General features: G+C 70.2%; 17 protein-coding genes. 6 read left to right on the forward strand and 11 right to left on the reverse strand.

Features of this window, described 5'->3' with window-relative positions; genetic code table 11:
* Position 1: 1 nt before the first annotated feature.
* Positions 2 to 1,018 carry an SH3 domain-containing protein gene (locus tag GXW78_RS12540; RefSeq protein ID WP_211869155.1) on the reverse strand — a complete coding sequence of 339 codons (1,017 nt, stop codon included), beginning with the start codon at positions 1,016 to 1,018 and terminating at the stop codon, positions 2 to 4.
* A 220-nt stretch (positions 1,019 to 1,238) separates the two neighbouring features.
* On the opposite strand from GXW78_RS12540, the gene GXW78_RS12545 reads away from it, so the two are divergent.
* Positions 1,239 to 2,372: a branched-chain amino acid ABC transporter substrate-binding protein gene (locus GXW78_RS12545; protein WP_211869156.1), complete on the forward strand. Its 1,134-nt coding sequence runs from the start codon at positions 1,239 to 1,241 to the stop codon at positions 2,370 to 2,372.
* Between the two features lie 262 nt (positions 2,373 to 2,634).
* Here the strand turns inward: GXW78_RS12545 and GXW78_RS12550 are convergent, their stop codons facing one another.
* The 6 genes from GXW78_RS12550 to GXW78_RS12575 all read right to left on the reverse strand — a co-directional run bounded on the left by GXW78_RS12550 (position 2,635) and on the right by GXW78_RS12575 (position 5,725).
* Positions 2,635 to 3,165, reverse strand: a complete 531-nt coding sequence (locus GXW78_RS12550) for an SRPBCC family protein (RefSeq protein WP_211869157.1) — start codon at positions 3,163 to 3,165, stop codon at positions 2,635 to 2,637.
* Entirely contained in the window at positions 3,162 to 3,476 is a 315-nt protein-coding gene (locus GXW78_RS12555) for a metalloregulator ArsR/SmtB family transcription factor (RefSeq protein WP_211869158.1), read from the reverse strand. The genes GXW78_RS12550 and GXW78_RS12555 overlap by 4 nt, the downstream gene beginning before the upstream one ends.
* Before the next feature lie 188 nt (positions 3,477 to 3,664).
* On the reverse strand, positions 3,665 to 3,835 hold the full coding sequence (locus GXW78_RS12560; RefSeq protein ID WP_211869159.1) for a hypothetical protein: 171 nt from the start codon (positions 3,833 to 3,835) through the stop codon (positions 3,665 to 3,667).
* A gap of 128 nt (positions 3,836 to 3,963) precedes the next feature.
* Positions 3,964 to 4,458, reverse strand: coding sequence for a flavin reductase (locus tag GXW78_RS12565; RefSeq protein WP_211869160.1), 495 nt, complete (start codon positions 4,456 to 4,458; stop codon positions 3,964 to 3,966).
* A gap of 175 nt (positions 4,459 to 4,633) precedes the next feature.
* Positions 4,634 to 5,119, reverse strand: coding sequence for a hypothetical protein (locus GXW78_RS12570; RefSeq protein WP_211869161.1), 486 nt, complete (start codon positions 5,117 to 5,119; stop codon positions 4,634 to 4,636).
* 39 nt (positions 5,120 to 5,158) lie between these two features.
* Positions 5,159 to 5,725, reverse strand: coding sequence for a GNAT family N-acetyltransferase (locus GXW78_RS12575; protein WP_211869162.1), 567 nt, complete (start codon positions 5,723 to 5,725; stop codon positions 5,159 to 5,161).
* A gap of 98 nt (positions 5,726 to 5,823) precedes the next feature.
* Here GXW78_RS12575 and GXW78_RS12580 point away from each other — a divergent pair, with 98 nt between their 5' ends.
* The 4 genes from GXW78_RS12580 (at position 5,824) to GXW78_RS12595 (ending at position 9,145) form a co-directional block, all read left to right on the forward strand.
* A complete protein-coding gene (locus GXW78_RS12580; RefSeq protein WP_211869163.1) occupies positions 5,824 to 6,678 on the forward strand; it encodes a CoA transferase subunit A in 855 nt (284 codons plus the stop codon).
* Between the two features lie 8 nt (positions 6,679 to 6,686).
* Positions 6,687 to 7,454: a CoA-transferase gene (locus tag GXW78_RS12585; RefSeq protein WP_338147741.1), complete on the forward strand. Its 768-nt coding sequence runs from the start codon at positions 6,687 to 6,689 to the stop codon at positions 7,452 to 7,454.
* A gap of 4 nt (positions 7,455 to 7,458) precedes the next feature.
* Positions 7,459 to 7,812 (forward strand): hypothetical protein, encoded by a 354-nt coding sequence (locus GXW78_RS12590; protein WP_211869165.1) that lies wholly within the window; start codon positions 7,459 to 7,461, stop codon positions 7,810 to 7,812.
* Positions 7,813 to 7,900: 88 nt separating this feature from the next.
* Entirely contained in the window at positions 7,901 to 9,145 is a 1,245-nt protein-coding gene (locus GXW78_RS12595; RefSeq protein ID WP_211869166.1) for a CaiB/BaiF CoA transferase family protein, read from the forward strand.
* Positions 9,146 to 9,182: 37 nt separating this feature from the next.
* Here GXW78_RS12595 and GXW78_RS12600 read toward each other — a convergent pair whose 3' ends face one another.
* The 4 genes from GXW78_RS12600 to GXW78_RS12615 are packed head-to-tail and all read right to left on the reverse strand — an operon-like array spanning position 9,183 to position 12,808.
* On the reverse strand, positions 9,183 to 9,587 hold the full coding sequence (locus GXW78_RS12600) for a protein-tyrosine phosphatase family protein (protein ID WP_211869167.1): 405 nt from the start codon (positions 9,585 to 9,587) through the stop codon (positions 9,183 to 9,185).
* A complete protein-coding gene (locus GXW78_RS12605; RefSeq protein WP_211869168.1) occupies positions 9,584 to 11,203 on the reverse strand; it encodes a sensor histidine kinase in 1,620 nt (539 codons plus the stop codon). The genes GXW78_RS12600 and GXW78_RS12605 overlap by 4 nt, the downstream gene beginning before the upstream one ends.
* Positions 11,204 to 11,261: 58 nt before the next feature.
* A complete protein-coding gene (locus GXW78_RS12610; protein ID WP_338147742.1) occupies positions 11,262 to 12,137 on the reverse strand; it encodes a CDP-alcohol phosphatidyltransferase family protein in 876 nt (291 codons plus the stop codon).
* Positions 12,134 to 12,808, reverse strand: a complete 675-nt coding sequence (locus tag GXW78_RS12615; protein WP_211869169.1) for a phosphatidylserine decarboxylase — start codon at positions 12,806 to 12,808, stop codon at positions 12,134 to 12,136. Before GXW78_RS12615 ends, GXW78_RS12610 begins: the two co-directional genes overlap by 4 nt.
* Positions 12,809 to 12,858: 50 nt before the next feature.
* Here GXW78_RS12615 and GXW78_RS12620 point away from each other — a divergent pair, with 50 nt between their 5' ends.
* Entirely contained in the window at positions 12,859 to 13,263 is a 405-nt protein-coding gene (locus tag GXW78_RS12620) for a hypothetical protein (RefSeq protein WP_211869170.1), read from the forward strand.
* The last annotated feature ends 1 nt before the right edge of the window (position 13,264 follow it).

A 13,264-nucleotide genomic window follows, 5' to 3' on the forward strand; every position in this document is an offset into this window, starting at 1 on the left:
GTTAGCTGCTGGCCAGTTCGAAGCCCTGGCCCTGCGCCAGACGATCGGCGTTCTGCACGCTCTCCGAGAAGTTGTCGCGGCGCGCGATGTTCGACGCGGCGAGCTGGCGGAACTCGCCATCCGCGCCGCGGCCGCCGACGCTTGCCTCCGGCGAGCCGAGGCCGCGCACGCCCACCGAGCTCGCCGGCACGTATCCGACCACGCCGGACGAGGTCTCCACGCGGGCGAAGTTGCCCTGCGCCGGGGTGACGCTCACGGACTCGTTGCGGTTCAGCTGGCCCACCTGGGCCGCACCGGCGTCGGGGCGGATGCGGATGGGCGCGGACACGCGCGCGGTGGTCGGGCGGACGCTCACGGCCCGGCGGGCCTGGACCTGGCCCTTCACGCCGGGCGCGATGGTCTCGATGGCGCTGTCGAATTCTGCGCCGCGGGTGCCGATCTTCTCGTTGATGGTGCGGGCCAGCGCCACGTCGCGGCGCATCATGTCGCGCTGATAGGTCATCAGCGCCATGCCCTGCGCCTGGGTGATGCGACCCGCCCGCACATCGGCGCGGATGCCGTTCGCCGCATTCACGCGGCAATCCACGACCTGGTCGAAGGCGAGCTGCGTCGCGGCGAGCTGGCGGTTCTCGTTCTGGAGGTCGCCACCGACGGCCTGCACCAGCGCCGACTGATTCTGCGCCTGGCGCTGCCGCGCGGTGATGTAGCCGGCGGTGCCGCCGACGACGCCGCCGGCCACCGCGCCGATCGCGGCGCCGGCGAGGATGTCGCTGCCGCGCCGCCCCGTCGCCGCGGCCAGCAGGCCGCCCGCAAGCGCACCGGTGCCGGCGCCGATCGCCGCACCGCGCAGAATGTCCTCGCCATAGAAATCGCCGGTCGAATCGAGCTGGACGACATACGCCCGGCACGCATCCCGCCCGTCATCTACGCCGATGCGGCCCGCCTGGGTCGAGACGCAGCCAGCAAGCAGGACGGCAGCAGTAACGCTGGCGATCGGTCGACGAAGGGCGGAACGCATCAAAAAAACTCCCGAAGCAAGTTCGCGAGACAGGGTATCAGGCCGAAACAGTCTATGCCAGAGCGCCGCATGGTTCGCGGTGCGCAAGATCACGCCAGCCGACAGGGTTGCAGCGGGCATCACATGATTCCCAGCCGACCGAAAACTGCCCTAACCTTGCGGCACGGGGCGCCTGCGCCATCACGCTGCGGGCGGCCGGCTTCGACGAAGGGAACACGGAATGTTCAAGTCTCCCAGGCTGACACGCAGGCTGCTGCTCGGTGCCGGCGCAGGCACGCTGGCGGCCGGGCGCGGCGCCTTCGCCCAGGGCGCCTCGGGCCCCATCCGCATCGCGACGGCCGGCCCGATGACCGGCCAATACGCGGCCTTCGGGACGCAGATGCGCGAAGGCGCAACCCAGGCGGTCACGGACATCAACGCAGCCGGCGGCGTGCTCGGCCGGCAGCTCGTGCTCGAGATCGGCGACGATGCCTGCGACCCGCGCCAGGCTGTGTCCGTCGCGAACCAGCTCGCGAGCCGCCGCGTGCAGTTCGTCGCCGGGCATTTCTGCTCCGGCTCCTCGATCCCCGCCCGCGACGTCTATGCCGAGGAAGGCGTGCTGCAAATCAGCCCGGCCTCGACCAACCCGCGCTTCACCGACGAAGGCAAGTGGAACACCTTCCGCACCTGCGGGCGCGACGACCAGCAGGGCCAGGTGGCCGGGCGCTACATCCTGCAGAACTTCGCCGGCAAGCGCGTTGCGATCCTTCACGACAACACCGCCTACGGCAAAGGCCTCGCGGACGAGACCAAGAAGGCGATGAACGCCGGCGGCATGCAGGAGACGATGTACGCCGCCTACACGCCGGGCGAGCGCGACTACACCGCGATCGTCAGCCGCATGAAGGCTGCGAACATCGATGTCATCTACCTCGGCGGCTACCATACCGAAGGCGGCCTGATCATCCGCCAGGCCAAGGAGCAGGGGATGAACGTCACCCTGATTGGCGGCGACGCGCTGGTGACGAACGAGTTCTGGCAGATCAGCGGCGCGGCGGGTGAAGGCACGCTGATGACCTTCTCCTCCGACCCCCGCCGCCGCCCGACGGCCGCGGAAGTCGTGCAGCGCTTCCGCGCGCGCAACATCGATCCCGAGGGCTACGTGCTCTACACCTACGCCGCGATCCAGATCTTCGCCGACGCGGCGAAGAAGGCGAACAGCACCGATCCGCGCCGGCTCGCGCAGGTGATCAAGTCGGATGGCCCGTGGCAGACGGTGCTCGGGCCGATCAGCTTCGACGCGAAGGGCGACGTCACCGTGCCCGACTACGTCTTCTACGTCTGGCGCAACGGCGCCTACGCCGAGCTGTCGTAACCGCGCCGGAACGTGCGCAGGAACTTGCGCACGCTCCCCTCGCATTCCGCTTGCGAAGGCGACATCGACGCCCCAGATTGCGTCTTCGTCGTCAACAACCGAAAGGAGGTGATCCGGTGTCTCATCGCATCAATCGGGCAGTCGCGCCCGTGGCCCGGATCACTGCCGGTCACTGACCGGCAGGTCACCAGGGTTTCGCGGGCCGTGCCTCGGCCACGCGATGTGAAGGCTCCGGCGGGATACCGCCGGGGCCTTCTGCGTTTCAGGGGATTCGCTGCGGATATTCGGATTCGTAGCGTGCGACGCTCGCCCAGAAGGCCGGCGCCGCCGTTCCTTCCAGCTTTGCCCGCAGCAGGTCCAGATGGATGTGCCAGCCGCCCGACACGTCGATCATGCCAGGGCGGTCCAGGCGCCGATGCGTCAGTTCGAGCAGCACGCGGTCGCCCTGCTCGGTCAGCGTGATGGTCACTTCGGAATCTGGCGTGCCCTCCTCGCCCGGCCAGGTGAAGGCCAGCAGCCGCGGCGGCTCGGCGGCGAGGATGCAGTAGTCGAACTCGATCCCTTCATTGGCCTTGCGGTACTTCTCCGGCGGCGTTTCGCCGGGCGACAGGTTGGCGTGGCGAATGTGCATCCGCGCGGCGCCGCCGGCCCGCAATTCCATCGGGCCGCCGCCGAACCAGGTGGCGCGCTTTTCGGGTTCCGTCAGAAAGGCCCAGACCCGTTCGACCGGGCCGGGCAGGACCCGTCGGAACCGCACAGTGCCGGCCTCGGTCACGTCGCCATAGTCGCTCATAAATCGTCCTCCCGATCGTTAGCCAGCGCCTGTTCCAGGGCGTCGAGCCTCGTCGCCCAGTGACGACGGACACGGCGCGTCCAGGCCTCGATCTCCTCCAGCCCCGACGGGTCGAGACTGTAGATGCGCCGCTGCCCCTCGACCCGCACACGCACTAACCCCGCCGTCTTCAGCACCTTCAGATGCTGCGAGATGGCAGGGGCGCTGATGGCGAAGCGGGCGACGATGGCACCGGCAGGACGATCCCCCTCCCCGAGCATTTCGAGGATGGCGCGGCGCGTCGGGTCGGCGAGGGCAGCGATGCTCTCCATGCGCTAATAATTCATCATCTGCTTAATTAAGTAAATGACGAATCACGCCAAGGCCCCGCCCGTTGAAACGGACGACGCGTCCTTGCCCGGTTTCGGGCTGACGCGTCGGCGGTGCTCGTCGGGTCGAGGCTGAAACGTCACGCTGGCCGCAAAGGGGGCCGGCGTTTCGCCGGCGCGGTGGGCAGGACCTAGCGGGCGATCCAGCAGTCCGGACCCTCGCAGGTCTCCTCAGGCAGGTCGGCGGCGACGTCCTGCACGACGGCCGATACCCATGCCTCGGTGGTGATGCCGAGCGCAGCAGCCCGGCGGCCGATCTCCTCGGCGAGGGTGTCAGGCAGTTCCACCGTCACTTCAGTCATTCGGGCACGCTCCTTCGGTTGCACCTGCGAAGAAAGGATAGGGTGCAAACCATTTGTGGTGCCTTTGCGACCTTCGCATGGGAGCAATGCGCTGGATCACATTGTCCCAAAAGGAGGTGCTGTCCCGCTCACCCAGCGCCGATCGCGTGATAGTCGCGGCTGAACCAGATCAGGCCGCGCGACGCTGCACCCTGCCGGACGGCCACGACCTCGGCGAAGATCACGCTGTGCGTCCCGCGCTCCACCACCTCGGCGATCCGGCAGTCGAAGGAGACAGCCGCCCCGTCCAGCACCGGCGACCCCGTCTCCAGCAGCCCCCAGCTCGCGTGGGAGAAGCGTTCGGTCATGTCGGCCTCCGCCGAGCGGCCGGCGAAGCGGCCCGACAGTTCCTCCTGCCCCGGCGCCAGGCTGTTCACGCAGAGCACGCCGTTGTCCTTGAACAGCCGGTTCTGCGGGCTGCCGCGGTTGAGGCAGACCAGCAGCGTCGGAGGATCGTCAGTCACCGAGCAGACGGCGCTGACCGTCAGCCCGCCGAGCCCGGCTGGCCCGTCGGTGGTGACGATGTTCACCGCAGCCCCCAGGCGCGCCATGGCATCACGGAATTCCTGGCGCGTCACCGACATGCAAACGGTCCCTTACCGGCCGGGCACGCCCTGGCCGCCTGATGATGAAAAACAGCGAGCAACACCTGCGCGCCTGCGGTGTGCGGCGCAACCCCGGGCGACGCCGCCGCCGGCCTGTTCACGCGCTGCTTGCCCGTTCGATGGGCCCGGCTGCCTGCGCCACGAGCGGCAGCGGTCACTTCACCGGGCCGCCGCCCCCGAAATTGCCGCCGCCGCCGAAGTTCCCGCCACCGCCACCACCCAGCGTGCCGCCGCCGAGATTGCCGCCACCACCGCCGAAGTTGCCGCCGCCGCCGCCGCCCGTCAGGTTGCCGCCGCCGGGCCGCTGCCGGTTGCGATAGGCGTTCGTGACGGCCTCGACGAGCTGCGCGCTGTCGTTCGACCGGTCATTTACCCAGGCGAAGACCGCGGCCACCCGCTGCGACCCGATGCAGCGGACGGTCAGCGCCTCATCGCCGCGCCAACCGAACACGGTCTGGCGGTCCTGCGAGACGCTCGCCTGGAAGCCCACCCCCTGCACGGCGCGCTGGCCGACATCGATGCACTCGTCCTGGTTGGCTGACCGCAGCTCCACCCAGGCGGTGGATACCGAGGCCGCCATGGCGGGCAGCGCCGCCAGGCCGAAGATCGTCACATAGGCAATGGTCTTGGTGCGGGACACGGGATCCTCCTGCCGTCTCGCGAATGGTCGTCCTTGATCCTACCGCCCCGGGGCCGCCAGGCGATAGAGCAGGTGTTGGCGCATCGCGTGGTCCACCGGCAGGCGCGGGTGGTCGAAGTGGCCATCGGCCCGCATGCCGAGCCGTTGCATCAACCGCCAGGACGGCTCGTTGGCCGGGATGGTGAAGGCGACGACCTCGTCGAGCCGCAGCGTGCCGAAGCCGAAATCCAGCGCCGCGCGGGCCGCTTCCTCGGCGAAGCCGCGCCGGCGATGGCGTGGGTGGATGCGCCAGCCGATCTCGACCGCCGGCGTGAAGCGCGCCTGCCACGGAATGGTAAGCAGCCCGACCACACCCACGAAGGGCGCGCCGCCGTCTTCCTCGACTGCCCAGAAGCCCCAGCCATGCTCGTCGAAATGCGCGCGCAGCCGCGCGGCCCAGGCGTCGCTTTCGGCGCGCGTCATCATCGACTGGAAGTGGCGCATGCTGTCGGCATCGCCGTTGATCTCGAACAGCGGGGCGAGATCCGCCTCCCGCCACGGCCGCAGGATCAGGCGCGGCGTGCGGAGCGTCGCGGCACTGCGGCGATCGTTCGGGGCGTGCGGCATCCCTTCTCCTCACCATGGCGGGGTCAGCCCCGCAAGCCCTGCCGTTCTGGTCACTCCGCCAGCCAGCCTGTAGCATCGCCCGCCGGAGGAACTGCCCGATGATGCTGCCATCCGTGGATGCGCTCGCCGCCCAGGTGCCCGATGGGGCGCTGGTGGCGATGCCGCCGGACAATTCACTGCCGTCGGTGGCGCTCGCCAAGGCACTGATCCGCAAGGGGGCGCGCAACCTCCGCCTGCTCGGCGTGCCGGTCTCGGGCTTCGCGACGGACATCCTGGTCGGTGCCGGCTGCGTTGCCGAGATCGAGACCTCCGCCGTCTCGCTCGGCGAAGCGGGCTTCGCGCCGCGCTTCACCGCCGCGCTGAAGGCAGGCAGCGTCGTGGTGCGGGACGCCACCTGCCCGGCGATCCATTCAATGCTGCAGGCTGCCGAGAAGGGCATCCCCTTCATGCCGCTGCGCGGGATCATCGGGTCGGACATCCTCGCCAACCGGCCGGATTGGAAGGTCATCCCGAACCCCTTCGCGCCCGCTGCGGAGGGGCAGGACGGGCAGTACGGCGCCGATCCGATCGTGCTGCTGCCGGCGAAGCAGCCGGACTTCGCGGTCTTCCACGCCGCGCTTGCCGACAGCGAGGGCAATGTCTGGCTCGGCCGGCGCCGCGAATGCGCGACGATCGCCCATGCGTCGAAGGCCGCGCTGGTCACAGTGGAGCGCGTCGTGGACGGCAATTTCCTCGAGGACGAGCGCATGGCGCCGGGCGCGATCAGCGCGACCTACATCACCGCGACCGCCATCGCCGAGCGCGGCGCACGCCCGGCCGCGCTGCTCGACGAGTACGGCTTCGACCAGGCCTATGTGTCGGACTACGCTCGCGCCGCGAAGACCGAGGACGGCTTCCGCGCCTGGCTCGACCGCGAGGTGTTCGGCACCGCGCAGAAGGTCGCCGCGGAATGAGCCCGTCCGTGAGCGGGCTGGACACCGCCATCGCGCCCGAAGAACGCATCGCCGCCGCGCTGGCACGGCTGATCCTGGACCCCGATGCGCCGCCGGCACGCCACATCGCGGTCGGCGCCGCCTCCCCCATCCCGGCCGCGGCCTGCTGGCTGGTGAAGCTGATGGGCCATCCGGTGCGGCTTTCCCTGCTGCACAAGCGGTCCGGCAACCCCTTCACCGAAGGCACGCGGGAATTGTTCGACCTGACCGGCCAGGGGCGGATCGACCTGTTCTTCCTCGGCGGCGGGCAGATCGACGGGCAGGCGAACCTCAACCTCGTCGGCACGGGTGAATGGCCGGGCCGCGCGGTGCGTTTCCCGGGCAGCTTCGGCTCCGCCTTCATGTACTTCATGACGCCGCGCACCATCCTGTTCCGCGAGGAACATTCCCCGCGCGTCCTGGTCGAGAAGGTGGACAACATCTCCGCCCCCGGCGTCTCGCCGCCGGGCGTGTTTCGCCGTGGCACGGCGCAAGCTCTCGTCACCGGCAAATGCGTGTTCCGCTTCCATCCGGACCGCGCCCGCTTCTCGCTGGAATCGCTGCATCCCGGCGAGACGGTGGACAGCGTGCGTGACGCGACCGGCTTCGATTTCGACGCGACGGGCGACATCCCCGCCACGCCGGACCCCACCGAGGCCGAGCACGCCCTGCTGCGCGGCCCCGTGAAGGCGGAAATGGTCGAGACCTATCCCGATTTCTGCGCCCGCGTCTGGGGAAGCGACGCCGCGGCGGCCTGAGGGTGTGCATGCCTTCGTCGCCGTATCGCCTTTCGTCCTGCTGCTGACGCTGCTGTGGCTCGCGTGGCGTGTGCTGGGGATCCTGCAGCCGTCCTTCATCCCGGCCCGCGTCCGCCTGGTCCGGCCCGGGTCCGACGGGCAGGTGCTGGTGGAGTTGGACACGCAGGAGCCGGGTGGCGGCGCGGGCACGGCGCTGCTCGAGCGTCCATCGCGGCGCGCGCCGCCGGCGGGGCAGCGGCTGACGCTGTTCCGCGGCGCGCGGCCGGCCGTCGCCTGGTGCAGCTATCCGGTCCTCGCCGCGGCGACCTATGGCGCCGTCGCGCTGCTCTGGCTGGCGCTCTACCTGCTGTTCGCCTGACGGGCGGCGGGGCGTCGTAACGCAATCGACTTTCGACCCGCCCTGGGGCAGTTTCCAGCGCGAACGGGACGATCGAGGAAACCCCAGCATGGACGGCACGCCGAAACTCTCCGAAGCGACGGGCCCTGCCCGCACCCCTTCCGCCGGGGCGCTCGCCGGGCTGCGCGTGGTGGATCTGACCCGCGTCCTTGGCGGTCCCTACTGCACCATGGTGCTGTCCGACCACGGCGCCGAGGTCATCAAGCTGGAACCGCCCCAGGGCGATGAGGTCCGCGACTGGGGCCCGCCCTTCAACGCGGATGGCGATGCCTCCTATTTCGTCGGCGTGAACCGCAACAAGCGGTCGGTCGGTCTCGACCTGTCGAAGCCGGCGGGGCGCGAGGTGCTGATGCGCCTCCTGGAAGGTGCCGACATCCTCGTCGAGAACTTCAAGCCGGGGTCCATGGAGAAGTGGGGCCTCGGCTACGAACAGGTGCTGTCGAAGAAGTTCCCGCGCCTGATCCATTGCCGCGTCTCGGGCTTCGGCGGCGAGGGACCGCTCGGCGGCTTCCCCGGCTATGATGCCGTGTTGCAGGCGATGGTCGGGCTGATGTCGATCAACGGCACCGAGGATTCCGGCCCAACGCGCCTCGGCAACCCGATCGTGGACATCGCGACCGGCCTGTTCAGCACCATCGCCATCCTGATGGCGCTGCATGAGCGCGAGCGCTCCGGCCGCGGCCAGTATTGCGACATGACGCTGCATGATTGCGGCATGGCGCTGCTGCACCCGCATGCCGCCAACTTCTTCCTGTCGGGCAATCGCCCCAAGGCGACGGGCAATCCGCACCCGAACCTGGCCCCCTACTCCAAGTTCACGACGAAGACCTGCGAGATCTTCGTCGCCGCCGGCAACGACCCCGCCTTCCGCAAGTTCTGCGACTTCCTCGGCATCCCCGAGATCGCGAAGGATGAGCGCTTCGCGACCAACGGCCAGCGCGTGATCAACAAGGCGGCGCTCACCGAAGTGCTGAACGCGCGCTTCGCCTCCGAGGACGGGCATGACCTGACCCGCCGGATGCTCGCCGCCGGCCTGCCCGCCGGTCCGGTGCTGCATGTGGACGAGGCGATGGCAGCGGAACACACCGCCTTCCGCAACATGGTCGCGCAAATCGGCGATTTCCGCGCGCTGAACACGCCGATCAAGCTGTCGCGCACGCCGGGCGGTGCGCGATCGGAACCGCCGCGCTTTAACCAGCACGGCCGGGAAGTGCTGGCTGCCCGTGGGTTCAGCGAGGCGGAGATCGCCTCGCTCGAGAACGACGGGGTGATCGTCGGCGCGCGACGCAAGTAGCAGCACGCTTCCGGTTCGAGAGGGGCGCACGCCCCTCTCAGAAGCCCCGCACGAAGGCCGCCTGCGCCTCGGTCTCGATCGCCTCGGGGACGTATCGCGCCCGCAGCCAGGCGACCGGATCGCCTTCGACCGCCCCGGCGAGCTTCGCCAGGCAGGCGAGAGCCAGGCCCGTCCGCCCGAGCCCCGCGCGGCAACCGATGTGGTAGGCGTCCGCCGGCCGCTCCCGCATGGCCGCGAGCATCGACAGCAGCACCGTGCGGAGGGCCTCGTCGTCGGGCACGCCGAAATCGGGGATGTCGAGCCGCCATTCCGCCAACCCGGCGCGGCGGGCGCTGGCTTCCAGGCACAGGCCGCGCGCGCCGTCCGGTAGGCCGTCGAACGGGCCGCCGGTCACGCGGGTCTTCCTGCCGTCGAGGAACAGCGTCAGGCCGCCGAGCGTCACGCCGTCTGCTCGGGCGTGAAGCGGAAGGTCGCGACCAGGCCTCCGGACGTGTACTCCCGCGTCACCTCGCCGGGCACGGCATCGCTGTCGAAGGCGCGGCTGATCAGGAAGGAACCGAAGCCTTCGCGGGATGGCGGCTCGGCGATGAGCGGGCCGCCTTCCTCGTGCCAGGTGAGCCGCACGACGCCATCGGCCTCGTGGCGCCAATCGAGCGAGACCTTGCCGCCCGGCATGGACAGCGCTCCGTACTTCGCCGCGTTCGTCGCGAGTTCGTGCAGTACGAGGGCGAGGCTGAGCACCTGGCTGGTACCGAGCAGCGGTGCAGGCCCCGCTTCCCCGTTCACCACCAGCCCGCCTTCGGCCTGGCCGAGCCAGGGAGCGAGGGCGACGCGCAGCACCTCGGTCAGTGGTGCGTTCTGCCAGGCGGATTCGAACAGCAGCCCATGGGCGGCGGCAAGGCTGCGCAGCCTCGCGCCAAACATGTCGAGGAACAGCTCGCCGTCGCCCTCCGCCCCGCTCCAGCTCTGGTTCGCGAGCCCCTGCACGGTCGCGATGACGTTCTTCACGCGGTGGTTCAACTCGCGGATCAGCAGCAGGCGCTCGGCCTCGGCGGCGCGGCGGGTCGTGATGTCCTGCATCAGCAGGACAAGCCGCGGCGCCCGCCCCTTCTCGGCATCGGCGCGGGCAATGCCGTGCCAGGATTGCCGCTCGCGCGGGCTGCCGGGGCCGTCGATCGTCGCGTCCGTGGGTGCGCCGGGGCGGGCGAGCGCCGTCTCCAGCAGACCCTGCACGGCCGGCGCCAGGGCAGGCGGCAGCACTTCCGTCACGCGCCGCCCGCGCATTTCCTCGGCTGGGCGGCCGACCACCTGCCCCAGCGCCTCATTCACCACGAGGAAGCACAGCCGGGCATCCAGCATGGCGATGCCGAGCGGCGCGGTCTCGACGATGGAGCGCGTCCGCGCGGCAACCTCGGCCTCCCGCTCGCGGCCGATGCGCTGGCCGCGCAGGCCGGCGGCGAAAGCGATGGCGAGCAGGGCGACGACCGACATGCCGCCCCAGCGCAGCAATTGCTCCGATTCCTCGGCCGAGCGCTCGGCCAGCACGTCGGTGATGACGTGAATGCGCTCGACCAGGTCCCGCGCCTCGTCCATCAGCCGCTTGCCGGTGCCGGAACGCACTTCTTCGACCGCCGTTTCCCGTCCCGCTTCCGCGAAGCGCCGGATCGTGGTGTCGAGTTCCGCCTGCTTGGCGGCGGCGGTGTCCAGAAGCTGCCTCAGCGCGGCCGCGACAGGCTGGTCGGCCGGCCACTCGGTGCTCTGCGCCGTGAGGCCGGCCATCGCCCCAGCCAGTGTCCCCTGCGCATCGCGGTAAGGCGCGAGGTAGCTGTCCTCCCCGGTGAGCAGGTAGCCGCGCTGGCCGGTCTCCGCGTTCAGCAGGCCGGCGAACAGCGCATCGGCGGCGATCGCCGCGTCACGCGCGCGCTGGGCCGTCGTGGCAAGGCCGGCGATGCGAGGCGCCCCGATCACGACGAGGCCGAGCGCCGCCAGGAGCGCGATGGCAGCCAGGCTCCAGGCCAGGCGTCCGCTGCGGCGGTCGGGGATGATGGTGCGCGGCACCGGCAGCCTCTCTCAGTTGCTGTCGCGCGGGCGCCGTGGCTGGACGGTCATGCGGGCCTCAGTGATTGGCCGTCGTGCCGCTGCCCCCCACCACCACGGGCTCGAGGAGGCTTTCCGCCTCCTTCTTCAGCCGCAGGTAGGAGCGCACGGAGAAGGGCAGCATGCCGAGGTAGAAAAGCCCGGCGAGCGCCAGCGCCGCCCAGGGTTCGGCGAGCAGCACGGCGACGAACATGCCGGCGCCGAGCATCAGCGGCAGGACGTAGATGCGCGGCACGCGGAAGTTCTTGAAGGACCAGGTCGGCAGGGTGCTGACCAGCAGCCCGGCCATCACGACCATCACCACACCCACGAAGGCCGGGTGACGCACCGCGTCCGCTAGCATCGTCCAGCCCGCCTGGGTGAACCACAGGCCGAGAAACAGCGGGAAGAGCACACAGCCCGCCCCCGCCGGCGCCGGCACGCCGGTGAAGAAGTTGTAGGTGTAGGCCGGTTTCACGGCCGGCCCGACATCGATCGCGGCGTTGAAGCGCGCGAGGCGCAGCGCCATGCACACCGCGAACAGCAGGCACGGCCCGAAGCCGAGCGCGCGATAGTCGTGCATCGTCCAGAGGTACAGCACCATCGCCGGCGCAACGCCGAAGCAGAGGAAGTCCGACAGGCTGTCGAACTCCGCCCCGAAACGGGAGGTCGCCTTCAGCAGCCGGGCGAGCCGACCGTCCAGCCCGTCGATCACGCCGGCGACCAGGATCAGCGTCGCCGCCTGTTCGAAGCGGCCCTCAAAGGCGAAGCGGATCGCGACCAGGCCGCAGCACAGGCCGAGCATGGTCATGATGTTGGGGATCAGCCGGTTGAAGGACTGGCCCTCCACCCGCGGGCGCGTGCGCGGCCTGAAGCGGCGACGGAGGCGCCGGACCCGGCCCTCCTCCCCGTTCACGCGCCGAGCTCCGCGATGACCGTTTCGCCACCGATCATGGTCTGACCCTCTCGCGCCAGCGGCAGCACGCCGTGGGGAAGATAGACGTCGGTGCGGCTGCCGAAGCGGATGATGCCGAAACGCTCGCCGGCCTGCACGGAATCGCCGACCTTGGCGTCGCACAGGATGCGGCGGGCGACGAGGCCGGCAATCTGCACGACGGCGAGGTCCCGACCGTCAGGCAGGGCGATGGCGAGTGCGTTGCGCTCGTTCTCGTCGCTCGCCTTGTCGAGGTTGGCCGACACGAACTTGCCGTGGTGGTAGGCGATGCGCGTGACCGTGCCGTCGGTCGGCATGCGGTTCACATGCACGTCGAGCACCGAGAGAAAGATCGCGACGCGCCAGCGGGGCGCGTCACCCAAGCCGAGTTCGAGCGGCGGGACCGCCATGCCGACCGAGACGACATGGCCATCCGCGGGGGCGAGCACCATGCCGGGCCGATCGGGAGGCACGCGCTCGGGGTCGCGGAAGAAGTACAGGCAGAAGGCGACGAAGATCACCCCGAGCCAGAACAGCCAGTTGCCAAGAACGATCAGGCCGAGCAGCGCCGCAGCGCCGCCGCCGATCAGGAAAGGTCGCGCCGCCGGATGCGGAGGCGCGAGCACCATGCGAAGGCTTTGCTCGAGGGCCATGACGCGGCGGTTATGGTGTGTTCACTCCTTCCGGACAACCCTGCGCAGCCATGGACGTGATCGAACTCGGCCGCTTCGCGGTCGCGCCGGACGGCGCCCTGACCCCGCGCGCGGCGCCGGACACCCCGGCGCTGCGCTTCGCCTGGCGTGGCCGAGCCGTCGAGGCGCGGTTCGACCCGGAATCGATCCGGCTGGCGGCGGATGCGGCGCGGATTCCCTCAACGGCGATCCGAGCCTTCGACCGGAAGCGGGCCTTCACCGCTGCGGCCGCGCTGCCGCAGCGCCTGCCGGCGGGCTGGCGGGCGCGGCTGCTGCCGGACCACCGCATTCGCATCGAGGCCGAGGCGCCGATGGACAGCCCGTCCAACGCTATCGCTCTGGTGGCGGCGCTGGTCCGCTTCGCGCTTGCGCTCGACCCCTATCTGGACGCGCTGGAAGCCGGCGGCGCCGACTGAT

This window comes from Neoroseomonas terrae (assembly GCF_018129025.1).
In the GTDB taxonomy this organism is placed as follows: domain Bacteria; phylum Pseudomonadota; class Alphaproteobacteria; order Acetobacterales; family Acetobacteraceae; genus Neoroseomonas; species Neoroseomonas terrae.

What these genes read in the sequence shown, in the direction of transcription:
- GXW78_RS12575 (WP_211869162.1), bottom strand. Translation starts at nt 5,725, where the DNA reads ATGCCGCACGCCCCGAACGATCGCCGCAGTGCCGCGACGCTCCGCACG.
- GXW78_RS12545 (WP_211869156.1), top strand. Translation starts at nt 1,239, where the DNA reads ATGTTCAAGTCTCCCAGGCTGACACGCAGGCTGCTGCTCGGTGCCGGC.
- GXW78_RS12540 (WP_211869155.1), bottom strand. Translation starts at nt 1,018, where the DNA reads ATGCGTTCCGCCCTTCGTCGACCGATCGCCAGCGTTACTGCTGCCGTC.
- GXW78_RS12615 (WP_211869169.1), bottom strand. Translation starts at nt 12,808, where the DNA reads ATGGCCCTCGAGCAAAGCCTTCGCATGGTGCTCGCGCCTCCGCATCCG.
- GXW78_RS12580 (WP_211869163.1), top strand. Translation starts at nt 5,824, where the DNA reads ATGATGCTGCCATCCGTGGATGCGCTCGCCGCCCAGGTGCCCGATGGG.
- GXW78_RS12555 (WP_211869158.1), bottom strand. Translation starts at nt 3,476, where the DNA reads ATGGAGAGCATCGCTGCCCTCGCCGACCCGACGCGCCGCGCCATCCTC.
- GXW78_RS12620 (WP_211869170.1), top strand. Translation starts at nt 12,859, where the DNA reads ATGGACGTGATCGAACTCGGCCGCTTCGCGGTCGCGCCGGACGGCGCC.
- GXW78_RS12565 (WP_211869160.1), bottom strand. Translation starts at nt 4,458, where the DNA reads ATGTCGGTGACGCGCCAGGAATTCCGTGATGCCATGGCGCGCCTGGGG.
- GXW78_RS12550 (WP_211869157.1), bottom strand. Translation starts at nt 3,165, where the DNA reads ATGAGCGACTATGGCGACGTGACCGAGGCCGGCACTGTGCGGTTCCGA.
- GXW78_RS12560 (WP_211869159.1), bottom strand. Translation starts at nt 3,835, where the DNA reads ATGACTGAAGTGACGGTGGAACTGCCTGACACCCTCGCCGAGGAGATC.
- GXW78_RS12595 (WP_211869166.1), top strand. Translation starts at nt 7,901, where the DNA reads ATGGACGGCACGCCGAAACTCTCCGAAGCGACGGGCCCTGCCCGCACC.